A 25,036-nucleotide genomic window follows, 5' to 3' on the forward strand; every position below is an offset into this window, starting at 1 on the left:
TGGGTCACTTAATTCGATGCCCCTTTGCATCAACTACCCGCTCCCCATCTTCCTTGGTGAAGGCGCCTTGCTGAGGACTCGGCAGGATATCCAGCACCACCTCTGATGGGCGGCACAGTTTGGTGCCAAGCGGAGTAACCACAATGGGACGGTTGATCAGGAGAGGATGAGACAGCATGGCATCGACCAACTCCTCATCACTGAACCGCTCCTCGGCGAGGCCCAGGGCCTCATAAGGGGGGACATTCTTGCGCAGCAGGTCGCGCACCGGCACCCCCATCGCTTGAATTAGGGACTCCAGCGTCTCGCGGCTCGGCGGGGTCTCTAGATAATGGATGATAGTGGGCTCCACCCCTGAGTTGCGGATGAGCTCCAGTGTATTGCGGGACGTGCCGCAAGCAGGGTTGTGGTAAATAGTGATGTTGGTATTAGTCATGATTGAACCTCAGTTTTCAGATAATTACGTTTCATCCTCAGGGCTACATTCACCAATGCGATCAACACCGGTACTTCAACCAGCGGGCCGATGACCCCGGCGAAGGCCTGATCAGAGTTCAGCCCGAACACGGTAATGGAGACCGCAATGGCCAGCTCGAAGTTGTTGCCAGTGGCGGTAAAGGCAATGGAGGCATTCTTGTCATAGGGGATGCCGAGTTTCTTGCCGACCAGGAAGCTGGTGAAGAACATCAGCACGAAGTAGACGACCAGTGGCACAGCGACCCGCAGCACATCCATCGGCAACTCGACGATCATCTCTCCCTTGAGGCTGAACATCAGCACGATAGTGGCCAACAAGGCGATCAGCGTGATGGGGGAAATAGCCGGGATAAAGCGCTCGGTATACCATTTCTCTCCCTTTGCCTTGATCAGATATTTACGGCTCAAGAAGCCTGCAAGGAAGGGGATCCCCAGATAGATCAGCACGCTTTCAGCGATATCCAGCATGGTGATATCCACCGCAAACCCCTGCAAGCCAAACAGCGGGGGCAGTACGGTAATGAACAACCAGGCCATAAAGCTGTAGGTTAAGATCTGAAAACCGCTATTGAGCGCCACCAGGCCAGCACCATACTCTTTGTTACCCCCCCCCAGGTCGTTCCACACCAGCACCATGGCGATGCAACGCGCCAGACCAATCAGGATGAGGCCTACCATGTAGTCCGGGTAGTCATGCAAAAACACCAGGGCGATCACGAACATCAGGATGGGGCCGACGAACCAGTTCATCACCAATGAGAGAGTGATGGCCTGACGGTCACGCGTCATCGCGCCCATGGTGCCGTAGTTAACCTTGGCGAGCGGTGGATACATCATCAGGATCAGGCCAATGGCTAGCGGAATATTGGTGGTACCGACAGACATCGCCTCGTTCCACTGAGCCACCTGGGGGAACAGATATCCAATCCCCACCCCAATCGCCATGGCGACAAAGATCCAGAGGGTAAGATTTCGGTCTAGAAAACTCATTTTTTTGCTGACGGGTAGATCCACGCAGCAAGTATTGGTAGTCATCAAGAAACTCCATACAAGATTGATAAAGCAGAAGGCTTAATGTTGATTAACGCTGCTAAAAATCACCCCTTCGAAGTGGCGCATACCTGCCGTAAGTCACTCCACTGTTTGGCTGATCGACATACACTTTGTAGAGCCTCCACACCCACCGGCTCGGTTGCCAGCAAGGGCACCACGGCATAGCGCTGAGCATGATCCCCCTTCACCGCATCGATGTGGGGTTGCTGGCGATATGCTCGCTGGGCAAGTAGGGGGGAAGTGACGCTAGCTGGGGCCAGCATGTGATTGACCACCCAGGCCCAGGGTTCGATGCCGGCACGGCGCAAGTCAGCTTGGAGGTTGGACGCCTCTTGCACCGGAGTTGGCTCGGGCAGAGTCACGATCATCACCTTGGTCTGTTTCGGGTCTTGCAGTTGCATCATGGGGGTGGTGAAGTGCATCCCTTTCCCACCCATCTGGCGGGCAATTTCTCTGTGATAGGCGCCGGTCGCATCGAGCAGCAACAGAGTATGGCCAGTCGGCGCTGTATCCATCACCACGAAGCGCTTACCCGCCTCGCGAATGATCCGTGAGAAGGCCTGAAACACGGCAATCTCTTCGGTGCAGGGGGAACGCAAATCTTCCTCCAACAGGGCTCGGCCCTGTGCATCCAGGCTCGCCCCCTTGGTGGCCAACACCTGAGCGCGGTAACGTTCAGTCTCGGCGTGAGGATCAATGCGGCTGACCTCCAGGCTGGGCAGGGCTCCTGCCAACGTCTCACCCAGATGGGCTGCGGGATCTGAGGTGGTCAGGTGAACCGGCAGTCCCCGATTGGCGAGCTCCACCGCGACCGCTGCCGCCAGGGTGGTTTTACCCACCCCCCCCTTCCCCATCAACATGATGAGCCCATGACCATCGGTGGCCAGTTCATCGACCAATTGCTTCAAATCAGGGTGTTGCTCAGCGGTCGTACTCTCGACCTCATAGGCCCCATTGACCGGTTCTGTGCTGAGTAACTGGCGCAGGCTGTCTACCCCCACCAGGTTGGTGGCCAAGAGAGGAACTCTGTCTTGTGGCAGACTTGCCAGCATCGCTGGCATATTAGCCATAGCCTGCTGCTCTCGTTGCCATACGGCTGCGGCCAAGGGGTCATCAACCTGCTCGCTTTCTGGGAAGATGCCATTGATGACCAGTTGCTGATTGGCAAGGCCAATGGCCGCCAGTTCATCATGAGTACGTGCCACTTCCCGCAAGGTCGAGGTTTGGGCGCGGGCGACCAGGATCAATCGTGTTTTCTCGGCATCCGACAAGGCAGCGACTGCCTCTGCGTATTGGCTGCGCTGTTTTTCCAGCCCCGCCAGCGGCCCCAGACAAGAAGCGTCACCCTTGCCTTGTTCCAAGAACTCGCTCCATGCCCCTGGCAATTGCAATAAACGAATGGTGTGGCCCGTGGGTGCGGTGTCGAACACGATATGATCGTATTGACCCACTAAGTCACGGTCGGTCAGCAGGGCGGTGAACTCGTCAAAAGCGGCTATCTCTGTGGTACAGGCACCGGATAGCTGCTCTTCAATGCTGCGCACTATGCTTTCGGGCAATTTGCCGCGTACTGGGCCAACAATCCGTTCACGGTACGCTTGCGCGGCAGCTTGCGGGTCAATCTCCAACGCAGACAATCCCTCAACCTGTGGGATCTTGGTGACTTGGTTGCCTATCTTGGTATCGAACACCTGACCCACGTTTGAGGCTGGATCCGTGCTCACCAGCAGTACCTTTTTTCCACTGTCACACAGGGCAACTGCACTTGCGCAAGCCAGCGAGGTTTTACCCACGCCCCCCTTACCGGTGTAAAAGAGAAATGGTGGCGGATTGGTCAGAAACTGGAACATGAGAGACTCCTATCTGGAAGAACAAGGCAATGAACCGAACAGAGATCTTGCTAACTACGTGAGCTCGCTTAGCAGCAACCACTGCTGCCTGAACAGCATTCACTCTTGACGATACCTTTGATGGCGCCCGCTTTGCTTGGCTCTGTATTGGCTTCTGCACCATCCGCTTCGGAGGCTTTCGGTAATGCCAGACCTGCATAGCGCATCAGCTCAGTGCGGCTCGGATAACGACCAGTGAGCACCACCTGGCCATCGACCAAGGTCACAGGCAGCCCTTCTTCACCGGAGATCTCCAGGAAAGAAGCCACCGCAGGGGTTTCAGCAAATACCAGGGGCTGTTGCGCCAGGTTGAAGCGATATAGAGATCCACCCTGCTGCTTGAGCCATTCTGCATCGCCCGCGAAGACCACCAGGTTTTGGTCAATATCTGTGCCACATACACCGCTGGAGCAGCACAGGGCAGGGTCAAATACTTGTATCAATCTCATAATCACTTCCTCGCGTAATCTCAGTGGCAATCGCATCCAGAGCTGCTTTTAGCCCCTCGCGATCTGTTGAAAAACGGAAAACACCTCTAACAAGAGGGCTTCGCTCCGCTTCCCCGAGCATGAAAACAGGATGTTCATGATGAACAGCCTTCCTTGTTGCAGGAAGGAAGAGGGGGAAGCACTTCGGGAGCACAATTGGCAGTGCCGCGCATATCTAAACACTGCTCGGGATGACCGCTACAACACTCCTCAGTGAGGTAACCGATCAGCTCAAGCATCAGTGGGATATTGCCGCGATAGCGTAAAAATCGGCCTTCTTGCTCCACCGAGACGAGGCCCGCGTGGAGCATGGCTTTCAGGTGAAATGACAGGGTATTCGGAGCGATATCGAGCTCACTGGCCAACTGACCAGCAACCATCCCTTCCAGCCCAGATTTGACCAGCAGGCGCCATACATCGAGGCGGATACCGGACGACAGAGACTCGAAGACTTTAGTAGCAGTATCTTTATTCATTTGAACCTCTATCATTCATTTCATGATTACAACTATACAAGAACAGTTGAAATGATCAAGGCAGCTTGCCACTGCTTTGAACCTATTCAGGTTGAGCTGCCGTTTACGCAGCACTCTTCACGGAAAAATGCGATGACCTCTTCCAGCACCTCGAATTGAGACACGCACATGAGCATGCGACTCTCCCGGTTCTGCTTGACGAGCCCTACCGATACCAGAGCCGAGATATGGTGGCTGAGGGTTGATGCGGGGATAGATAGTTGCTTTTGCAGCTCTCCAACAGGCAAGCCCTGCGTCCCGGCCTTGATGAGATGCTTGAAAATGAACAGGCGAGTTGGATGACCAAGCTCCTTCAACGCTTTAGCGACTTCTTCCAGCTGCATGACCCAATCTCCCCACACGATGCATATTTCGATAATACCAGAAATGTCTTGATCAACACATCATTTCCATTATTCTAGAAATGTAGTATTTACGTGGAGGATATGAAGATGAATGACTGGTTAACCATGCTGACGGATGCATCTCAGATGTTTTTGTTCCTGGCCTTTGAGCTCTCTGTGCTGTTTCTGGTGATCAGTGCCGGGGTCAGCTTGATCCGCCAGAAGATACCCGACGCCAAGATCCAAGCCATGCTGGGGGCACGAAAAGGCAGAGGCTACTTGATCTCTGCGGTACTGGGCGCATTGACCCCATTTTGCAGCTGCTCAACCATCCCTATGCTGCGTGGGCTCTTGTCTGCCAAAGCCGGTTTTGGGCCGACACTGACTTTCCTGTTTGTCTCACCCTTGCTCAATCCGATTATTGTCGGCCTGATGTGGGCTACCTTCGGATGGAAAGTGACGGTGCTGTATGCCGTGATCGCAGCTGGCGTCTCCGTACTGGCGAGCATGCTGCTGGACATGCTGGGGTTCGAGCGTCATGTCATTGACCCTAAAGATGCCCCAAAAAGCAGCTGTAGCACCAGTTGCGGCACTACTGCGAGTGAACCGGCCAGTGCGAATGCAACCGCTTGCTGTGCAAGCAGCACCATCAAGTCAGTCAAACCGATAAGTACTGCGGCATCCTGCTGTGCCCCACAACCAGAGGCAGAAGCAACGCCAGCGCTCTCTTGCTGCGCAGGTGGCACCGCGACCCTGACCCAAGTGCCAGTGATCCCCACTGCCTTTGCCAAAGCTCGTGCTGATGCTTGGCAGCAATTCAAAGAGGTGCTGCCCTACTTGTTGCTGGGGGTACTGATCGGATCATTTATCTACGGTTTTATTCCGTCAGAGTGGATCGCCGCCCACGCTGGGGCAGATAACCCCCTGGCTATTCCATTCAGTGCCATCGTGGGTATTCCGCTCTATATCCGGGCAGAAGCTGTTATCCCGCTTGCATCGGTACTGATGAGTAAAGGGATGGGGATGGGGGCAGTGATGGCTCTGATCATCGGCAGTGCGGGGGCCAGCCTGACCGAGGTGATCTTGCTCAAGTCGATGTTCAGAACCCCCATGATTGTGGCATTCCTCACCGTCATACTGGGGATGGCCGTCATGATGGGCTACCTTACCCAACTGCTGTTTTCATAAATGACAAAAGGGCCTTCTGGAACAGAAGGCCCTTTTGTACAGAAAACGTTCACCAATACTCAATGAGTACTTGCCCCGAAACAGCGGCATCCCTCTCTGCGTCGTTTTGTCTCATTTTTAGCTAGATATGCTGCCAGCTCAAGCATCTTCTTGAGTGATTCGGTATCGTTCCGCTCAATCAGATACTCAGCATTCTTGGGGAAATGCACCAATCCCATTTTTTTACAATCTTGCAGAGTAGTATCTTCCCAAGTCGTGAGTGCCGACGTTGGCGGTTATAAAAAATCTCGATGTATTCCTGGATCGCAGCCTTGGCCTCTGCTCTCGTCTTGAATCGATAGTGGTGAACCAATTCATTTTTAAGAGACCCCCAGAAGCTTTCTATCGGGGCATTGTCGAAGCAGTTTTCCTTATGCCACATGGAGGTCTGCATGCCAAATTGTGTCTGAAGAGCCCAGTAAGCCTTAGCGCAATACTGACTGCCCCGGTCTGCGTGATGGATGAGTCCGGCTGGCGGCCTCTTCTGCTGCACGGCGCGAAACAGAGCCTGTCTGCCCAACCTGGTGGTCATTCTCTCTCCCATCGCATAGCCCACTATTTCACAAGTAAACACATCCTTGAGGCCAGCTAGATAAAGCCAGCCCTCGTCTTCTCCTTCCAACTCAGTGACAGAACGTCCTCCTGGAACCGTTTTTTCCTGTCTTCCTTTGGTCGCCACAATCCAGTTAGCCAATGTGCCTTTGGCAATGCTGAGTCTTCTGGCTGCTTCCGATTGGCTGAGCCTTTGCTCCAATACCAGTCGAACCGCACCTGCACGAAACTCTAGTAAATAATATTCTCTCTATTTCATTCAATCCCCCCGATTGTCTCATCGTAACAATCGGGACTGCCTGTGAAAATCAGGGTACCTCACAGCAAAGCACGCTACATTTCGGATACCGCCCAACGCATTAAGCTTTTTTCAAAGTCAGTCAGTTGAAGGCGCTCTATTCTGGGCGCCAAGGCCCGAAGTTTCGCCAGTAGGTCGTTCAGATGTTCCGATGGCAAGATGAGGCTCTTGACCTGGGTCGAGATCTGAGTGGGAATTCCGTATTCGTCCAACGCAGTGAGTAGCGGGTCGAGGAACATATTTTCAAGCTGCTCAGCAAAGAAGCTGAAGTCACCCGGCTCTATCCCTCTTTTCGCCAATACGTCGGCCTGGATTTTGCTGACGGCCATGATGTCCCGAGGCAATCGGAAGCAAACCATATTCCTGATGAATTTAAGGCGTAGGTTGATCGCTTCGCTGGGTGTGTTGTCCTGTCGTCGATTATCTACTGCGTCTCGTAAGTACGCTGGTAGGTTTTTCTGAGTTCGGAGCTCATTGATGTGCCAAGCCAATTGTGAGCTGGACGATATCCCGTAATCCATCAGGTTACCGCCCTCCAGGCTGTAGACCAGCTCACATAGGTAATTGACTTGGTTCGGCTCAGGGATACCTTTCCAACCCAGCAGTTTTCGGCTGTTCGGCAGATCTCGAATTATCGTTTCCGCCACCTCGACTTGCCGCTCAATCGGAATGTGCCGGTTCTCGATCAGGGTCGTCGGTGACAACACCGGGTTGGCGTAAGCATCCTGCAGCCTGCCACGCGAGATATCGGTCAGGTACTCGGGTTCCAACTGCATTAGCAGCCCCATAGGGGAGCTCTCATCCTGATGGCCGATGGGGTACTCGACTATCAGCCCTTCCTCAGGAGGGGGAGCCTCGAGCATAAATACCTTGCCAATGAAGTACTTGTTCATACGGCCTGCACGACCAGAAATGTTCTTGTACGTGAAGTAATCGAACGTCGAGGTGTTCAGGCGACGGTCGTAAATGATCACGTTCTCTGCCGAGGTGTTAACTCCCTCGATCATCGTCGACGTACAGATGATCCGCTTGATGGTGCCTTCGTTGAAAAGTTTGACGATGTACTGCTGGAGTGCGCGCGGCACCCCACCATGGTGAATCCCGATGCCCAGAGATATGGCCTTGGCAACGTTCCATTCGGGATGGTAGTGCTTGGAAATCCATGCGGCGATTTCCTGCGTCTCCGGCACTAGGGTCAGCTCAGCTTTCTTAATCAAATACTCGGCAACCCTGTTCGCACTAGGTGGAGCCTGACAGTAGATCAGAGTGGGTGAGTCCAGGGTTTTAACCAGCTCCAGCAACTTTTCCTCTCGTTCTTCGGAGCGCATCCCCAGATTGAAATTCTGGATGTCGACCGCGACAGTGCTGTAGTCGGACGGGATGAAGTGATACTCGTAACCATCCAAACCAGAGATCTTCTGGATGTGCGGCCCGAGCATGTAGAACTGAGCGCCGGTCTTGGCGAGCTTATGGAAGGCGAGGCTCAGATCAACAGCACGGGTGTTTTCGTCTGTACCGTTCGCCAAGTCGATTTTGTAGAACTCATCCAGGACGAAGAACTCCACATCCGCAAGGTCAGGACGCTGGATGACGCGCTCCTGGGTGAGGAGATAGACGTTGGTTGTGTCGGGCACAGCTTCCTGACTGGGGTGCGTGATCAGATTGAAACCCTTGAAACGCTTGACCAAGCGGCGACGAGTTTCGTCGATCAGTGCAATGGTCGGAACGATCACGACTACTTTCTTGAATCGTCGCTGTGCCAGTACCGCGTCAATTACGAGGCTTTTTCCAACGCTTGTGGATGCACTGAGCACCACGTTGCGGCCTTGCATGATCAAGCTGAAAACGTGGGCCTGCAGATGGTGAAACACCATACCCTGTTCAACACCTTCAACCCTGTGCGCCTCATAAGCCAGGCGGTCAGAAAGCGCCATGTTGCTGAGGTAAGGCGTAATGTAGGGGAATAGTCCGACGGCACGTACCATGTTGAGCAGCAGCGACTGTTCGACTGCGTCGAAAAGGTTGAATTTGTCGAGTGCTCGTATCACCAGGTCGCGACCTTCCCACTCAGAGTTGCTTCTGTTGACGATGGTGTTGATGGCCAGCAGTACATCGATCGTTGATGCACCTTCATCACCGAGTTTCGCTAGCTTGTTCTTGATCGTTTCGTAGTTCATGACCACATCATTCCTTGAGACCTCCGAGGCAGGATGGCCCACCACTCGGGATACCTTCCCCTTCTTGTACGTTCTGCTGCGTAAACCGAAGAGCAGGAATCAGCTCATACCTGTAGCTCTTCCAGCTTTTCGCAGCGAGCGTTGAAAGCCTTGGTCAGCAGTTCAATGCTTTCCATTGGCACCAGAAAGACCATCACCTTCACCTGCTTGATGTTCTCCGGCAGTTGTGTAGTGAAGGTGCTGAAGTGGGTCTCGATCTCAGTCTTGAGGCTGTTGATGTAGTCAGCGAGCCATCCTGACGAAAGCGCTTTGCTGTCGTAGGTCAACAGGATCGGGAAGCAGAGGACATTCAGCATGTCATCGACGGGTGAATTGCGGTGCAAGGCTTGGTTGAAGGCATCTGCTTTTGGCTGGTGGTGCAATGGTTCGCGCAGAGAGATGATAATTTCGCGTTCTGCCGACAACACTGCTTCTGAGATCGTCTCGTCAAGGACTTCGCAGATCTGCTCCAGCGTTGCATCCATGGCGTTTGCTTCAATCAGGCGAGCAAGACCTAGCCATAACTGATCGTCCTGGCCAGGTATCTGAACGATATGGGCGTTACCAAACTCCGAAAGCTTGCCGGCGGATTTGTAGAAGACTTTGCACGCCACGGGTTCGCTGTTTTGGCGGCTGCGCAAGATGGCGTGGAGAATCAGTTCCGCGATGAGCCTGTCGCGCGGTAGGTCACTGTCGCTGAAAGTACTAATTGACCGGGCGAGAATCGCTTCGGCGTTGTGCGCAAGGATATTGACGATCTCGCTGGCCTTGAGGGAAAACTCGGGCAGCCATTCGATGAGGTGCTTTGCGAAGGTCTCGTGCCGCCATTTTTTTAGCGAATACTTCACGTCAAAGCCAGAAAATGAATGCAGCAGACCCTCTTCGGTGCTCGCGTGAAACTCGACCAAGAACGGATCCGGGCGCTTTTTGTAGGGTTTGGAGGTGGCTGTTGATTTGTCATCAGCCTCGTCCAATAGCTTTTTCAAGCGTGCTAGTGCTGGCTCACGAAGAATGATTTTTGATGCAGCCGCTGTCTTCACATTGGCTGTGGCAGCCTTGTCGGCCATCTCCAGGAATTCGTCGTAAATCGCCTGAAGTTGGGTGTAGTTGGGTCGATTTCCGAGCCCTTCTGCAAGCTGGGACAGAACCTTGATATTGACCGCTTCCAACGCCTCGACATCGCCGTAGACCTGCCAGACACAGTTGTCAGCCCAGTAGGCGAAATTCCGTTTCTGCGGTGAGGCAAACTTCTTGAATTTTTTGACCAGTGCCGTGCCTCGGTCTGTAGTGGAGTCAGGCAACACCCGCTTCTCCAGCTCAACCTTGAAGCCCTCAAGAATGGTTGCAACGTCGCGCTTGGTCACTATTCGGAAGCGGGCAAGTCCTGGGCGCACGTCGCATTTCAGAGATTTATGCAGCAGGGAAGAGTCGGCCTTGGTGCCGTCCAGGGCGATCACCTCTTTCCAGTTCCATTTATGGTTAGCTTCGGTCGTCTTGACCTGGATGTACTCGCTTACGAGCTGTCCGTCGCACTGGAATACGGTCACGATGTCGTCCGCTGTCTCACATTCCACTTGGGAGTAGGTGCTATCGCGGAGCATTTTGAAAATGAAGGTGACGGCTACATGGTCTTGATACTTGAAGCCTTGCCTTGCCGCGGGCCCACCTGCATTGGATGGACTAGTAATACTCATCAGGACATCCTTGCATCGCGAAAATATTTGCAGACATCTGGCATCCGCTCAACTAATAGAGCTGTTCCATCCTGTCGCTAACTGATTGATATATTTTGACGAGACTATCACTTAAAAATCAACAAAACCCTGCCGGGTCTCACATACGCTGTATTCAGCCCAGTTCGACATCGCTTCATAGGTGGCAAAGGCATTGCGCACTTCCTGGATCTCAAGAGGTCGCCCCAACACGGGCTTGCCGCCAATCACTGCAGTCACCAGTTCTAGACTCAGGGTGTTTTGCTCGATAGCCAGAGATGCCTGTATCGTGCGGATCCGGTTCTCCCGACGCAGCATAGGTACTTGAGAGCTCTGAGTCGACCGCCACTGTCCCACCAACGTGGCAATCCGCTACCCGGCTCAACATAGCGTGGGTAAGAGTGAAGGGAGGGGAATAGGCTGCCATGAATACTTCTAGTAATAAGGCGAAAAATGAGGGGTTAGCTTAACAGATCCGGGAGAAAAAACTCCCGGATCACATACCACCAACACTACTGCAGTAAAAGAAGTATATTATCAAGCCTTCAAAGGTTACTCCCCCCGAAACATTGATATCCCTCCCCACGGCGCTTCGATTCCCTTTTGGCAAGGTAGGCTGCATGGAGCAGCACTTTTTTTATAGCCACAGGATCATCTGAGAAAATTTCGTGCTGTCCCTTCTCTGAAAGTTGAACTAACCCTCGCCACCGGCAAAAATCAATTGATAAATCTGCTTCAAAGATAGCTCGATGCCAAGCCACTCTAAGCTTGTTTGCCAGATTCATATTCTCAGACTTAAAATCCCCAAGAGAGTAATAGGCATCCCCATTTAAGAAAAACATCAAGTGATAGTGAGGAACGACAGCCTCTGCTGTTTGCTCCCTCGCCCAAACATATCTAATTGCTGTTTTGCGAACTCTTTTTCCATTTGTAGCTTGGCGTATCTGATCCAGAACAAACAGTTTTTTAAGCTCCCCAAAGAATGCCTTCAGCACTGCACCATGATAACATGAACTGCCACCCGATAGGATTCTGGTAAAAATGTTATCAGGGAAGTGCAGGTCAACTCTGAAAGCAAAGACCCTAGAGTATTGAGCAAAAGCATCATTCATCACAGCAACAATTTTACTGAGGTTATCTTTATCGAAAGTATACCCACTTCTTTGGTAGTGGCGTTCAGCCGCCACTCGATACTCATTAAGAGTGTCAAACATATTAAACTCCATAGGTAGAAGAAGGACCACATTCTGAGAATGTATGTCTGCGTTAGAATTTAGGTAGCAGTTTTCGAGTGTGCACTAGCACACTTTCATTGAAGGTTTGAAACAGCGCTATCAACATAGCGATATGATAGGTTATGGATTCCGGTATGCTGATAGTTATGAGATATACATGTTTGTACTGTCGATCTGCATACTGTGTATGCAGTGTTATTCGGTGTTTACTTGCACTCCTTATTTATATATTACTATAACCGACACCAAATCATTGAATGTCAAACCAACCTAATAACTCTAATCCCTGATAGTACAAGACTTGTAGCCTCAGCAACGAGCCAATTTATTTCAATTACTCGTCAGAAATTAGCCCTAGCGAAGATTTATTTTCCCTTCAATCCACGACTCTATTTCAGAGCTAACCCAAGCAACAGATCTTGGGCCGATCTTTACTGATGCTGGAAATTTCCCGTCATTCATCTGACGGTAAACAGATGCCTTAGAGAGTGATGTCATTATGATGACATCTTTCAATTTAAGTAGTTTCATGATGAGCTCCTTTTGTCGTCCATAGGACGTGGTGCTCGTGTAAAAATATAGCGGGCAAGCAAACGTAAACTCCATATCTTTGGTTCACATTTCATTACCAAAGAGAGAATTTAAAAGGCACTGGCCCACATCTCATTAGCAAAACTGAGACGCCAACTTGGTGAACTAGAATCTTCTGGAAAATAAAATGTCTATTTAGATTCATTATTTATACTGGGGCGCTCATCTTTACTCCTCCATCACTACATTTTCAAAAACACCTACCAAACCCAACCTGTATGTCAGCCATCGACCTCAATCATGCTAATCGTCAGCACACTTAGCACCTACTGCATGAATTCAATGTTAGCGCCCCAGATATCATTACCCAACATTCACCAACTGAAGGCATCTCTTTGTGATCCCCACAGAGGATCAAGTGACCCAATTATTTGCACAGACATTCGAGTACCTAGCGGTTGTATTTTGGCAAGCCCAGTGCGCCTATCATTAGCGTCCGATTCAAATCGTGGCGCCCCCTCGACCAGACCACAGTGATTACCAAAGAGCGCGCATCAACTTGTCCGTTGATAAAGATTACATGCCATCCCCCCCCCCACACAGTGGGCCTTCACTACCTTCAATGGACCCCAAGAAAGTAGGCTGGCGATGGGCAAAAGCACGGTAATACAGTACTAAAGCATGGAAAACTACTCGACAGAAAGACATTGCAAATCACTCAAAAACAAGTTAAAAAATAACCTAAAACAGCACTAAAATTACTTAGTAATATATTCTTAATGGGGCTGATAAAGTTATGCCAACAATGTATGGTGAGAATGATCTAGAAATAAAACCCACCATCTCTTTATCCAAAAGAGAAAGGGAGTTCACCCTCAGATTATTAAAAAAAGACATATCCTTATCTGTAAGTGATGAAGATATAATTAGACACCTATCGAATAACAGCAGCATCGTTATAAATAGAAATAACTGTGGACTTGGTTCTCCCATTAAAAATTTTGAGGGAAAAACTGTCCCTCGAGAATTAATAATAGAAAGCATAAAGTCTGAGTGTGTAAGTGAAACGAACTTCAGCTGGATAGATACAAAAAATGATCGTTTGTGTAATTATGTATGGTCATACATACGCTCTTTAACTACATACCCCGTTGTGTCACCTTCGACTATGGATATAGGAGTCAGAATAGATGGTGCATTTGAGGCGACAGGCGATTTACATGTATATGACATTTGTAATATTGACCTTTCTCCAATCAACAATGTCAGCAAGAAAAATTGTATCATATCTTTTTTTGATATACTTGACGCAACTAACATGCAAAAGACGAGTGATCTTGAAATTTTGAAAGAAAAATGGCGCATCGCTAGTCAAAAAATGGATGTAAAAGCATGGATAGAAAAATGTGACCATGATTGGGCATGGAGTTATTTATTTGAAAATATAAAAACAGGAAACAATAGACCCCCGATATGGTTTATCAATAGGGATAGTTCGTCGACAATCAAAGACTGCATTATTACACTCTTTGACCTACTAAATGAAATACCACCAGCTAGAGAGCTGATGCTTAGGAAAATGAAATCGGCTTGGTCACAAAAATCTTTTCGAGACAAAAACAATGGGAAAAGATCGGTTAGTGTTGTCTTGCCAGAAAAAACGATTAGCATGCTAGACAACATTTGCATGAAAACTGACCGAAGAAAAAATGAAGTAATAACTCGACTCATTAAGGATGAGTACGAAAAAATATCCAAATAAAGAAGCACCAGCAAATGCTGGTGCTTCTTTATTTTTTCCTTCTGAAATCCACAGGGACTATATTTCCAGTATCATTTTCTTCCGTGGTTACGGTAATCACTGACTCTATGAATTCACCCCATGATAAGAATAGTCCTCGCAACTTATCAGCCATACCTCCAACTTGGTATGTTCTAATCAGTCGGTCTTTCGACACATGGTTAAGCAATAGTTCTATCAGACGTTCTGGGGCATCCAGATACTCAGCCGCGCCGGTTGCCACACTACGACGAAGATCGTGAGGGCTAAAAGATTCATACTCAGCCATATATTTAACCCTAACTCTCTCTAATGCTTTGGTGACAGCATTGCCAGTAATTGGGCTTCCCGAGTTGCTAGTAGAGTCAAATACATATTGTCCCTGTGATATAGCGGCTTGCTGTTTGAGTATTTTTTTCACCAAAGGACACAAAGTTACAACGTGGACACGGCCATTCTTGGTTTCTGGGATAGTCCAGCGGTCACCATTAATCTGCTCCCATTTCATAGATACAGCTTCAGAGCGCCTAGCCGCGGTCAAACAAATCAACCGCAAGCAATTAGCGACCGAGAGAGATAGCACAACATTAGATGCTATGCCACGCCCGCCACTCATTTTAGAGCCTGCTCCTGAGATTGCTTGATCAAGTGCAATCCATAATTGCCTTAATTCCTCTTTGGTCAGCCAACGCTCACGTGGAGGTGGCATAGATGCCCCGAACATGGCTGGTTTTAGCAGGCGAGCAGAATTAAATTCAATATAGCCTTGAAGCATCGCGTGATCTAAACACTGATTCAACACGATTAGTCCTTTACGTGTACCCTCCGCCGTATCTACTTGACGGAAATGTTCATACAGCATGGCACGAGACAAATCACAAACACGGACATTGCCCAAGACTTGATCAATATGACGTGTAAAAGTTCCCTCGTAGTCAGATAGTGTACGAGCTCCTATTGGCTTAGACTTCGCTCGAAACATCAGCCAATCGCGATACACTTCCCGTAATGTTGGTATCTGGGTGTTTTTTATCCTGGCCTCTTTCGCTGCTTGGCTAGGGTTGATGCCCTGCTTCACGAGTGCAACCGCGGCCGCATGGGCGAGACGAGCCGCAGCTAAACTCATCGCTGGATGGCTTCCCAGCAACAGCTCTCCCTCCTTCCCACTCAATTTGTACCGATAGATAAATCGCTTCAAACCATTAGCACGAATCTCCAACTTCAAGCCGCCACCGTGCTTGGACTGGACAGCAAACCGCTGTACTGTTGCACCTTCTTTCAGGTTTGCAGCAGAGATTTCTGTAGCTGTATTGAGCAACTTGATCGCCATGATCCATACCCCTCTCCATACCCCGCTTTTGTGATGATATGATGTGGTACTAGATGAGACAATGTGAGACTGAAAATTCTTTTATCTTATTGTTTTAACATGAGTTAATTGTTATGAATGGTGTCTACTGAAACGTCATGAGACTGTAATCACTTGGATTCGTAATGCGAAGGTCGCAGGTTCGACTCCTGTTTCCGGCACCATTTAATATCAATAACTTAGGCAATTTTTGCCGCTGCGTGATCTTCTCCTTGTGTCGTTTTTGTGTCGTAAATACCCAAAAGCAGGTCGATCTTGCGGCCGTGTTCAGTGCGAGGTGCGCATACCTCCGGACCATCTCGATGCATTCCCAATATCCCGCATGCAATGATGGCAATATATTCTTCCTTGGAAACTGCTGTATTTGGCATGAGGAGAAGCTGGACGTAATGTGCCTAGGGATTAAAGGTACATGATATCGATTCTGGTTGATGGTGAGGACAAGACCGCAAAGATCAGCGACTGGGTGATTCGCTGGAGCGAAAAGTACGAAGCACTGGAACTGACCTGTCATTTCCCCTCCAGTAAAAAATACACCCGCCCGCTCAGTAACTGCCGAGTGTCACCTTCCCGCGAGTTGAGCAATATACTGCTGACCAAACCTGGCAGCACGATCGTCAAACCCATCGACAAAGCTGTGATCTACGGCGAGCGATATGCCGTGGTGCACTATCCGGGCACCAACAGGCCTTATGTTCACAAGATGGATGGCATCGTCTTCACCTCCCCTACCTCGATCAAGGACACGCCGGTCTTCGGTTATTTCATGAAGATTGCGAGTGCCCGACACGCTCAAGCGCAGTCGCAGGCTGATCGTGACATAGCCAGCAATGTTGTGACTCAACTTGGAAAGCTGCCTGCCATCGCCAGCACTGCCTTGCAAGCCTATTGCACCGGGCGCAACGGCACGCTGATGCCAGGTCAGGGGCTCATTTATCCGTTCGGGCTGAACGAAAGCCAGTACAAAGCAGTCGAGCGTGCGTTCAGCGCGCAAATCAGCGTGATCGAAGGCCCACCGGGAACCGGCAAGACCCAGACTATCCTCAACATCCTCGCCAATATCCTGTTGCGCGGGCAGACGGTGGCGGTACTGTCCAACAACAATGCAGCCGTGGCAAACGTCTACGAAAAGCTGGAAAAATGCGGCCTGGGCTACCTGATAGCCAAGCTTGGCAGCAAGGATAACCGCGAGGCCTTCTTCGCCAACTTGCCTGCGTGGCCCTCCAGCGCGCCCGGGCCGACACCATCCCAGGAAGAGATCCAGGCCTTGCTGACCCGCTTGAAGCAGCACCTGCAAGACCACAACCGGGCGGCACAACTGCAGATCGAACTGGACGAGCTAGTCATCGAGCGGCGCTACCTGCAACAGTGGCAGGCAGAAAACGGTGTGCAGGTCACGTCGTTGGACAAGTACAGGCTGACTCCGCGCAAGGCTGCCGACCTCATGGCCTACCTGGCGCACCTGGGCGAGCAGCGCGTGAGGCTCAAGGACCGCATCGAGCTGCTGTTCCAATTCAGAATCTTTCGCACCAAGCCGTTCACCGAGGGCGAGGCGCGCATGGCCGCGTTCCATGCCCTGCAGATGCATTACTACGACAAGTCGCTGCAGGATAAGGAAACCGAGCTGCGGGCGTGCCGTGAATCCTTGGCGCGCGCAAACTTCACGGCTTTGCTCAAAGAACTGACAACCGTATCGATGCACCATCTGAAGCAGCATTTGCAAAGCCAGGTTCCGCCGCGAGACAGCTTCGATGCCAAAACCTACCGCAGAAACTTTGATGCCTTCGTGCAGCGTTTTCCTATCCTGGGCAGCGGCACGCACTCCATCGTCAACTCGATCGCGCCGGGGGCAATCCTCGACTATGTGATCATCGACGAAGCTTCCTTGCAGGACATAGTGCCGGGCATCCTACCGCTGGGCTGCGCCAAGAACCTGATCGTTGTCGGCGACAACCGCCAGTTGCCGCACATTCCCGTGAAACTGGGGCTGCAGGCACCGGCCGAGGCTTACGATTGCGAGCACTACAGCCTGCTGGATTCGTGCATTGCCGTATTCCAGGACGCACTGCCAAGAACGCTGCTGAAGGAGCATTACCGCTGCCACCCCAGGATCATCCAGTTCTGCAACCAGCAGTTCTATGACAACGCGCTGGTGCCAATGACAGTGGATAACGGCGAGGAGCCCCTGCGCCTGGTGGTGACCGCCAAGGGCAACCACGCACGCAAGAACACCAACCTCCGGGAGCTGGATTCCTTGCGGAAGGTGCTCGAAGACGAAGGGCAGCCCGTCGCAGTAGATAGTGAAGGTCGCGGTTACATCGCCCCGTTCCGAGCACAGGTCAGCCTATCCAACACACACCTGCCGGCGGACTTCGTCAGAGACACTGTGCACAAGTTCCAGGGGCGTGAATGCGACGAGATTGTCTTCTCTACCGTGCTCGACAAAAAGCGCTACAACCAGGCGCAGGGACGCCTGGATTTTGTCGACGACCCCCGCATGATCAACGTGGCAGTGTCGCGGGCCAAACATCGCTTCACCCTTGTGACCGGTGACGAGGTGTTCACCGACAACAATGGCCACATCGCCGCGCTGATCCGCTATATCAGCTATTACGCGCAGGACGAGCAGGTCGTGCGTGCCCCGGTGGTGTCGGCATTCGACTTGTTGTACCACGAGTACGATCAGTCCTTGGCACGCCTGAACGCCCGTCTACGACCCGAGGATTCGCGCTACAAGTCCGAGCAGATCGTAGCGCAGTTGCTGCGCGAAGTACTGTCGGCTCCGGCGTGCCAGGCACTGAAGTACCATACGCAGATCCGACTAGAAAAGCTCGCATCGCCGACTAACTCCGACTGGACGGAGACTCAGCGGGCGTTCATGAGGCGCGCCAGCTGCGATTTCGTCATCTATTTCAAAGTGGGCAAGACCCCGGTTGGGGTGATCGAGGTCGATGGCGGGTATCACGACCACCCAGAACAGGCGGCTCGAGATGTCATGAAGAATGAGATTTTGAATAAATGCCACATTCCCATTTTACGATTGCGGACAGTTGATAGTGGTATTAAGCAGAGAATCGACAACTTTATTGGTCTGTGGGTTAAATAGCTGTTCCTAATAGTAGAACGCAGGAGGATGAAAACTCAGTCCAGCCTGCGTGACTTGATTAGTTGCCAAACGACATAAGCTACAAACCAACAATGGAATCATTCGTTTCGTAATGTGCTGGTCGCAGGTTCGACTCCTGTTTCCGGCACCAGTTAAAACAAAGGGTTAGCCTCATCACGAGACTAACCCTTTGTGCTTCTTGTCATTCGGGCCCCACCAGGGGCCCCGGATTGGCAACGCGAGCGCCATCCCCTTTCATATGCCTGCTATGAGCGGCTCTCCATGCCCCCCTGACACGCTGACTGGAATATATGAGGTCAGGGAATGAGCTCCACAGATTAATCCATCTGCATAAGGACACATGGCCGGGATATTCTCATCCAGGACGAACCTTACTGCACCGCATAAATCTGGTCAAATACCCCACCCTCCTTGAAGTGGGTGCTCTGGATCACCGGCCACTCGCCGAAGGTCTTCACCACGTCGAGGAAGGTGACCTGCGGGAAGCGGTCGGCAAACTCGGCAAGGATCGCCGGGTTGCGCGGGCGCAGGTAGTTGTTGGCGGCGATGCGCTGTCCTTCGTCAGACCACAGATACTTCAGATAGGCTTCCGCCTCCTTGCGAGTGCCCCGCTTGTCGACCACCTTGTCCACCACCGCCACCGGCAGCTCGGCCACGGCGGTGACGCTGGGGTAGATCACCTCGAAACTGCCACGGCCAAACTCGCGGGCAATCATCTCGGCTTCATTCTCGAAGGTGATCAGCACGTCCCCTATCCGGTTCTGGATGAAGGTGGTGGTGGCGGCGCGGCCACCGGTGTCGAGCACAGGCACCTGCTTGAACAACTTGCCGACAAACGCCTTGGCGGCGTTCTCATCCCCCCCTTTGTCCAGTACATAGCCCCAGGCCGACAGGTAGGTGTAGCGCCCATTACCCGAGGTCTTGGGGTTGGGCACGATCACCTTCACGCCCTCTTTGAGCAGATCAGGCCAGTCCTTGAGCCCCTTGGGATTGCCCTTGCGCACGATGAACACGGTGGCCGAGGTGAAGGGAGCGCTGTTGTCCGGCAAGAGGGTCGCCCACTCTTTCGGAACCAGAGCGCCATGTTCGGCGAGGGCGTTGATGTCGGTGGCCATGTTCATGGTGATCACATCCGCGGGCAGGCCGTCGATGACGGCGCGCGCCTGCTTGCTCGAACCACCGTGGGACATGTGGATCTGCAGCGGCTCACCCCCTTGGGCCTGCCAGTGCTGCACGAAGACCGGGTTGTAGTCCTTGTAGAAGTCGCGCATCACATCGTAGGAAGCGTTGAGCAGGGTGGCCGCCTGGGTCAGCGGGGCGAGAACCAAACCTGCACCGAGCAGGATGGCGGGCAGTCTTCGTTTCATTGCACGTCCTTGGAATGAGAGTCGAGTGACCAACTATATGATTCGCCCATTTATTCTTTGAAAGAATAATTAGTTCGCAGCTTATGCAATCCATTGCACAGCCTTGGCAGGGCCCCGCAGACGATGGGGAACGGGACTGAATGCGGCCACCCCCTGGTGCGAAGTGACGCTTATCGTGGGAGATGCCCGCGCCCACACCACCTCTCTGTCAACGACTAGCCGCCATCCCATATAAAAACAGGGCGAACCAAGTGGTTCGCCCTGTGTCTGCATGATGTGACGCTCGTCATCAACCCTGGCTGTCGGTCGCCTGAGTCGCCTCTTCCGGCGCCTGCCAGCCACCGCCAATCGCCTTGTAGAGGGCGACCTGGTTGCTGAGCTGGGCCAGACGGGTGCTGATGAGCCCCTGCCGTGCGCTGAACAGGGAGCGCTGGGCATCGAGGCGGGTCAGATAGCTGTCCACCCCTTGCTCATAGCGGAACTCCGCCAGCTTGAAGTAGGTCTGGTTGGCATTCACCAGATCCTGCTGGGCCTGCAGCTGCTGCTGGTAATCCGCCTGGGCGCCCAGAGTGTCGGCCACCTCCTTGAAGGCGGTCTGGATGCTCTTCTCATAGCTCGCCACCGCCTGCTTGGCGCCGACCTCGGCCACGTCCAGATCGGCAACCCGTTTGCCACCGTCGAAGATGGGCAGGTTGATCTGGGGCATGAAGGTCCAGGTACCGGTGCCGCCGTCAAACAGGCCGCTCAGCTGGTTGCTGGCGGTGCCCGCCGTCGCGGTGAGCGAGATGGTCGGGAAGAAGGCGGCGCGGGCTGCGCCAATGTTGGCGTTCGCCCCCTTCAGACTGTGCTCCGCCGCCAGGATGTCCGGGCGTTGTTGCAGCAGCGTGGAAGGCGCACCCACCGGGATGGCAGCCAGTTGCACCTCGTCCAGGGTCTTGGGTTGTCCTTCCAGCACCGGCACATCGGTGCCGAGCAGCAGGGCCAGACCGTTCTTGTCCTGCTTCACCTGACGCTGATACTGCGCCTGGCTGACCCGGGCGTTCTCCAGCGCCGTACGTCCCTGTGCCAGCTCCATCTCGGAGGCGGCGCCCAGCCGGTATTTATGCTGGGTCAGGGCGTAGCTCTCCTGCTCGGTGGCCAGGGTCGCCTGGCTCAGCGCCAGCAGCTCCTGATCCGCCAGCAGGGTGAAGTAGGCATTGGCCACCGAGGCCACCAGGGCGATCTGGGTGCTGCGCTGGGTCTCGATCTGTGCCAAGTAGTTCTCCAGCGCCTGATCTTTCAGGCTCTGGATCCGGCCAAACAGGTCCAACTCATAGGCGGTGATGCCGATGTTGGCGCCATATTGGCTGCTGATGGTGCCCTGCCCCGTGCTGCTGAGATCGTCCGATCCCTGCTGGCGGGAGCCGCTGCCATCGGCAGCCAGGGTCGGCAACTGGGCCGCCCGCTGGATCCGGTATCTGGCTTCATAGGCCTCGACGTTCAAGGCCGCGAGGCGCAGATCCCGGTTGTTTTCAAGGGCTGTGCCGATGAGCTTCTGCAACTCGGGATCGAGGAACTGCTGACGCCAGGGCGCCGCTTCCCCCTTGGCGGCCAGATCGGCCTGCCAGGTGGCCCCTTGGGGCTGCGCGGGACGTTGGTAGTCGGGGGCCATGGAACAGGCCCCCAGCAGCAGGGTCACACTCAGGGCGATCAGGGTCTTAGTCATGTTTGATCTCCTTGGCGTGGGCAATGCGCTCCTCTGCGCTGTGGTGCTCGGTGAAATAACGCATCACCAGCACGAAGAACAGGGGCACGAAGAAGATGGCCAGCACGGTCGCGGTGATCATCCCCCCCATGACGCCGGTACCGATGGCGTTACGGCTGCTGGCGCCGGCGCCGGTACTGATCACCAGCGGCAGTACGCCGAGGATGAAGGCGAGCGAGGTCATCAGGATAGGGCGCAGGCGCTGGCGGGAGGCTTCCACCACGGCTTCGCCGAGTTTCATCCCCTTGTCGTGCAGCTCCTTGGCAAACTCGACGATGAGGATGGCGTTCTTCGCCGACAACCCGATCGTGGTGAGCAGGCCCACCTGGAAGTAGACGTCGTTCTCGAGCCCGCGCATGGTTGCCGCCAAAATGGCGCCCAGCACCCCGAGCGGTACCACCAGCATGACGGAGAACGGAATGCTCCAGCTCTCATAGAGCGCCGCCAGACAGAGGAAGACCACCAGCAAGGAGATGGCATAGAGCGCAGGCGCCTGGGATCCGGCCTGACGCTCCTGGAAGGAGAGACCGGTCCACTCGATGCCTACCCCTTCGGGCAGTTTTTCCACCATGGCCTCGATGGCTGCCATGGCATCCCCCGTACTCTTGCCCGGCGCCGCTTCACCGACGATCTCCATGGCGGAGACGCCGTTGTAACGCTCAAGACGCGGCGAGCCGAAGCTCCACTCCGTGGTGGCGAAAGCAGAGAAGGGCACCATCTGGCCGGAGCTGTTGCGCACGTACCACAGCTTCAGATCTTCCGGGTTCATCCGGAATGGCGCATCCGCCTGCAGATAGACCTTCTTGACCCGGCCGCGATCCACGAAGTCGTTCACGTAGGACGAACCCCAGGCTGCCGACAGGGTGTTGTTGATGTCCGCGATGGAGAGACCCTGGGCCAGCGCCTTCTCGTAGTCGATCTTGATGTCGAGCTGGGGCGTGTCTTCCATCCCGTTCGGGCGTACCCGTACCAGGTTGGGATCCTGCGCCGCCATGCCGAGCAGTTGGTTACGAGCTTCCATCAGCTTCTCGTGCCCCAGACCACCGCGGTCTTGCAGGAAGAAGTCGAAACCGGTGGCGGTCCCAAGCTCGGGGATGGGAGGCAGGTTGAAGGCGAAGACCTGGGCTTCCTTGATGCTGAACAGGTAACCCATGGCGCGGCCGATGATGGCATTGGCGCTGCGCTCCTCACCCTGACGCTCGCTCCAGTCCTTCAGCTTGATGAAGGCCATGCCCGCATTCTGACCGCTACCGGCGAAGCTGAAGCCCGCCACCGTCAGCACGGAGTCCACGTTCTCCTTCTCGTTCTCGAGGAAGTAGTCGCGCATCTCGGCCAGTACCACTTCGGTACGCTCCTTGGTGGCGCCGACCGGCAGTTGCACCATGGACATGATGACCCCCTGATCCTCTTCCGGCAGGAAGGAGGTGGGCAGGCGCATGAACAGCACCCCCAGCACGACCAGCATGGCCAGATAGATGATGCTGTAGCGGGTACCCTGCTTGATCACCTTGCGTACGCCGTTCTGGTAGCGGTTGGCATTGGTGTCGAAGAAGCGGTTGAACCAGCCGAAGAAGCCACGCTGGGTACCGTGTTCCCCCTGCTTGATGGGTTTGAGCAAGGTGGCGCACAGGGCCGGTGTCAGGATCAGGGCCACCAGCACGGAGAGCACCATGGCCGAGACGATGGTCAGGGAGAACTGACGATAGATGGCACCGGTGGAACCGCCGAAGAAGGCCATGGGTACGAACACGGCGGAGAGCACCAGGGCGATCCCCACCAGGGCGCCGGTGATCTGGGTCATGGACTTGCGGGTCGCTTCCAGCGGGGAGAGTCCCTCCTCGCTCATCAGACGCTCCACGTTCTCCACCACCACGATGGCATCATCCACCAGGAGGCCGATGGCCAGCACCAGACCGAACATGGTCAGGGTGTTGATGGAGAAGCCGAACGCCGCCATGACGCCGAAGGTCCCGAGCAGTACCACGGGAACGGCGATGGTCGGGATCAGGGTGGCCCGGAAGTTCTGCAAGAACAGATACATGACGCAGAACACCAGGAAGATCGCTTCCACCAGGGTCTGCACCACCTCCTCGATGGAGATCTTCACAAACGGCGTGGTGTCGTAGGGATAGACGATCTCCATGTTGTTCGGGAAGTACTCATAGAGTTCCCCCAGCTTGGCGCGGACATGCTCGGCCGTGTCCAGGGCGTTGGCGCCGGTGGCCAGCTTGATGGCGAGTGCCGCGGTGGCCTGACCGTTGTAGAGCGCGGAGGCGTCATAGCTTTCACCGGCGAGTTCGACCCGGGCCACGTCTTTGAGCAGCACCTTGGAGCCATCCTGGTTCACCCGCAGCAAGATATTGCTGAACTGCTCCGGGGTGGAGAGGCGAGTCTGGCCCATGATGGTGGCGGTGAATTGCTGATCGCTCACCGACGGGGTGCCACCGAGTTTGCCGAACGCCACCTGGGCGTTCTGGGACTTGATGGCGGCCTGGACGTCAGCGGGGGTCATCTGCACCCGATTGAGCTTGTGCGGATCCAGCCAGATGCGCATGGAGTACTGGCTGCCGAACAGGGTGATGTCACCCACGCCGTCCAGACGGCTCAGGGGTTCCTTGATGTTGGACACCACATAGTCGGCAAGATCGTCGTTGGTCATGCTGCCATCGGTGGAGATGAAGGCGGCCACCATCAGGAAGCTGCTGGAGGTCTTCTGAACCCGGATCCCCTGCTGCTGTACTTCCTGCGGCAGGAGCGACATCGCCTGTTGCAACTTGTTCTGCACCTGCACCTGGGCAATATCGGGATCCGTACCCGGCTTGAAGGTGAGGGTCACGCTCACGTTGCCCGAGGAGTCGGATTGCGCCGACATGTAGAGCAGGTGATCCAGACCCGTCATATTCTGTTCGATGATCTGGGTCACCGAGTCTTCCACCGTCTTGGCGGAGGCACCCGGGTAGCTGGCGGAGATGCCCACTGCCGGCGGGGCTATGGTCGGATACTGTGCGACCGGCAAGCCGATGATGGCCATGACCCCGGCCAGCATGATCACCAGGGCGATCACCCAGGCGAAGATCGGTCTATCTATAAAAAATCGTGCCATTTGGCGACT

General features: G+C 53.8%; 19 protein-coding genes and 2 pseudogenes. 3 read left to right on the forward strand and 18 right to left on the reverse strand.

Going from position 1 to position 25,036, the window contains the following annotated elements:
• Window positions 1-4: 4 nt before the first annotated feature.
• From arsC to ABNP46_RS14090, 6 genes are all read right to left on the reverse strand, one after another.
• Complete coding sequence (gene arsC, locus ABNP46_RS14065; RefSeq protein ID WP_349918589.1) at window positions 5-436, reverse strand: glutaredoxin-dependent arsenate reductase; 432 nt, start codon at window positions 434-436, stop codon at window positions 5-7.
• On the reverse strand, window positions 433-1,512 hold the full coding sequence (gene arsB, locus ABNP46_RS14070) for an ACR3 family arsenite efflux transporter (protein WP_349922498.1): 1,080 nt from the start codon (window positions 1,510-1,512) through the stop codon (window positions 433-435). The genes arsC and arsB overlap by 4 nt, the downstream gene beginning before the upstream one ends.
• A gap of 62 nt (window positions 1,513-1,574) precedes the next feature.
• Window positions 1,575-3,380, reverse strand: a complete 1,806-nt coding sequence (gene arsA / locus ABNP46_RS14075; protein WP_349918591.1) for an arsenical pump-driving ATPase — start codon at window positions 3,378-3,380, stop codon at window positions 1,575-1,577.
• Between the two features lie 68 nt (window positions 3,381-3,448).
• Window positions 3,449-3,868, reverse strand: a complete 420-nt coding sequence (gene arsD, locus ABNP46_RS14080; protein WP_349918592.1) for an arsenite efflux transporter metallochaperone ArsD — start codon at window positions 3,866-3,868, stop codon at window positions 3,449-3,451.
• A 134-nt stretch (window positions 3,869-4,002) separates the two neighbouring features.
• Window positions 4,003-4,383, reverse strand: a complete 381-nt coding sequence (locus ABNP46_RS14085) for an ArsR/SmtB family transcription factor (protein ID WP_349918594.1) — start codon at window positions 4,381-4,383, stop codon at window positions 4,003-4,005.
• 86 nt (window positions 4,384-4,469) lie between these two features.
• Window positions 4,470-4,766 carry an ArsR/SmtB family transcription factor gene (locus tag ABNP46_RS14090; RefSeq protein WP_349918595.1) on the reverse strand — a complete coding sequence of 99 codons (297 nt, stop codon included), beginning with the start codon at window positions 4,764-4,766 and terminating at the stop codon, window positions 4,470-4,472.
• Window positions 4,767-4,874: 108 nt separating this feature from the next.
• Here ABNP46_RS14090 and ABNP46_RS14095 point away from each other — a divergent pair, with 108 nt between their 5' ends.
• The gene (locus ABNP46_RS14095) at window positions 4,875-5,954 is read left to right on the forward strand and encodes a permease (RefSeq protein WP_349918596.1); all 1,080 of its coding nucleotides are present in this window, start codon (window positions 4,875-4,877) and stop codon (window positions 5,952-5,954) included.
• Window positions 5,955-6,013: 59 nt separating this feature from the next.
• Here ABNP46_RS14095 and ABNP46_RS14100 read toward each other — a convergent pair whose 3' ends face one another.
• The 8 genes and pseudogenes from ABNP46_RS14100 to ABNP46_RS14130 all read right to left on the reverse strand — a co-directional run bounded on the left by ABNP46_RS14100 (window position 6,014) and on the right by ABNP46_RS14130 (window position 12,537).
• The gene (locus ABNP46_RS14100) at window positions 6,014-6,172 is read right to left on the reverse strand and encodes a YagK/YfjJ domain-containing protein (protein WP_349918597.1); all 159 of its coding nucleotides are present in this window, start codon (window positions 6,170-6,172) and stop codon (window positions 6,014-6,016) included.
• A pseudogene (locus tag ABNP46_RS14105) lies at window positions 6,133-6,600 on the reverse strand (IS3 family transposase); the annotation flags it as partial. The pseudogene ABNP46_RS14105 and the gene ABNP46_RS14100, both read right to left, overlap by 40 nt.
• A gap of 69 nt (window positions 6,601-6,669) precedes the next feature.
• Window positions 6,670-6,747: pseudogene (locus ABNP46_RS21170) on the reverse strand (hypothetical protein); the annotation flags it as partial.
• A gap of 131 nt (window positions 6,748-6,878) precedes the next feature.
• On the reverse strand, window positions 6,879-9,020 hold the full coding sequence (locus ABNP46_RS14110) for a DEAD/DEAH box helicase (RefSeq protein WP_349918598.1): 2,142 nt from the start codon (window positions 9,018-9,020) through the stop codon (window positions 6,879-6,881).
• Window positions 9,021-9,124: 104 nt separating this feature from the next.
• On the reverse strand, window positions 9,125-10,753 hold the full coding sequence (locus ABNP46_RS14115) for a HamA C-terminal domain-containing protein (protein WP_349918600.1): 1,629 nt from the start codon (window positions 10,751-10,753) through the stop codon (window positions 9,125-9,127).
• A 111-nt stretch (window positions 10,754-10,864) separates the two neighbouring features.
• Entirely contained in the window at window positions 10,865-11,089 is a 225-nt protein-coding gene (locus ABNP46_RS14120) for a hypothetical protein (protein WP_349918602.1), read from the reverse strand.
• A 227-nt stretch (window positions 11,090-11,316) separates the two neighbouring features.
• Window positions 11,317-11,985, reverse strand: coding sequence for an inovirus Gp2 family protein (locus tag ABNP46_RS14125; protein WP_349918604.1), 669 nt, complete (start codon window positions 11,983-11,985; stop codon window positions 11,317-11,319).
• A gap of 375 nt (window positions 11,986-12,360) precedes the next feature.
• Window positions 12,361-12,537 carry a helix-turn-helix transcriptional regulator gene (locus ABNP46_RS14130; protein WP_349918606.1) on the reverse strand — a complete coding sequence of 59 codons (177 nt, stop codon included), beginning with the start codon at window positions 12,535-12,537 and terminating at the stop codon, window positions 12,361-12,363.
• A gap of 796 nt (window positions 12,538-13,333) precedes the next feature.
• Between ABNP46_RS14130 and ABNP46_RS14135 the strand changes: the two genes are divergently transcribed.
• Window positions 13,334-14,299, forward strand: coding sequence for a hypothetical protein (locus tag ABNP46_RS14135; RefSeq protein WP_349918608.1), 966 nt, complete (start codon window positions 13,334-13,336; stop codon window positions 14,297-14,299).
• 28 nt (window positions 14,300-14,327) lie between these two features.
• On the opposite strand, the gene ABNP46_RS14140 is transcribed toward ABNP46_RS14135, so the two are convergent.
• A complete protein-coding gene (locus ABNP46_RS14140; RefSeq protein ID WP_349918609.1) occupies window positions 14,328-15,647 on the reverse strand; it encodes a tyrosine-type recombinase/integrase in 1,320 nt (439 codons plus the stop codon).
• 451 nt (window positions 15,648-16,098) lie between these two features.
• Here ABNP46_RS14140 and ABNP46_RS14145 point away from each other — a divergent pair, with 451 nt between their 5' ends.
• Entirely contained in the window at window positions 16,099-18,792 is a 2,694-nt protein-coding gene (locus tag ABNP46_RS14145; protein ID WP_349918611.1) for an AAA domain-containing protein, read from the forward strand.
• Window positions 18,793-19,184: 392 nt separating this feature from the next.
• Here the strand turns inward: ABNP46_RS14145 and ABNP46_RS14150 are convergent, their stop codons facing one another.
• The 3 genes from ABNP46_RS14150 to ABNP46_RS14160 form a co-directional block, all read right to left on the reverse strand.
• Window positions 19,185-20,180, reverse strand: a complete 996-nt coding sequence (locus tag ABNP46_RS14150; RefSeq protein WP_349918613.1) for a sulfate ABC transporter substrate-binding protein — start codon at window positions 20,178-20,180, stop codon at window positions 19,185-19,187.
• Window positions 20,181-20,469: 289 nt separating this feature from the next.
• On the reverse strand, window positions 20,470-21,885 hold the full coding sequence (locus ABNP46_RS14155) for an efflux transporter outer membrane subunit (protein ID WP_349918615.1): 1,416 nt from the start codon (window positions 21,883-21,885) through the stop codon (window positions 20,470-20,472).
• Window positions 21,878-25,027, reverse strand: coding sequence for an efflux RND transporter permease subunit (locus ABNP46_RS14160; protein ID WP_349918617.1), 3,150 nt, complete (start codon window positions 25,025-25,027; stop codon window positions 21,878-21,880). The genes ABNP46_RS14155 and ABNP46_RS14160 overlap by 8 nt, the downstream gene beginning before the upstream one ends.
• Window positions 25,028-25,036: the final 9 nt, after the last annotated feature.

It is taken from the genome of Aeromonas veronii, assembly GCF_040215105.1.
Lineage (GTDB): Bacteria > Pseudomonadota > Gammaproteobacteria > Enterobacterales > Aeromonadaceae > Aeromonas > Aeromonas veronii_G.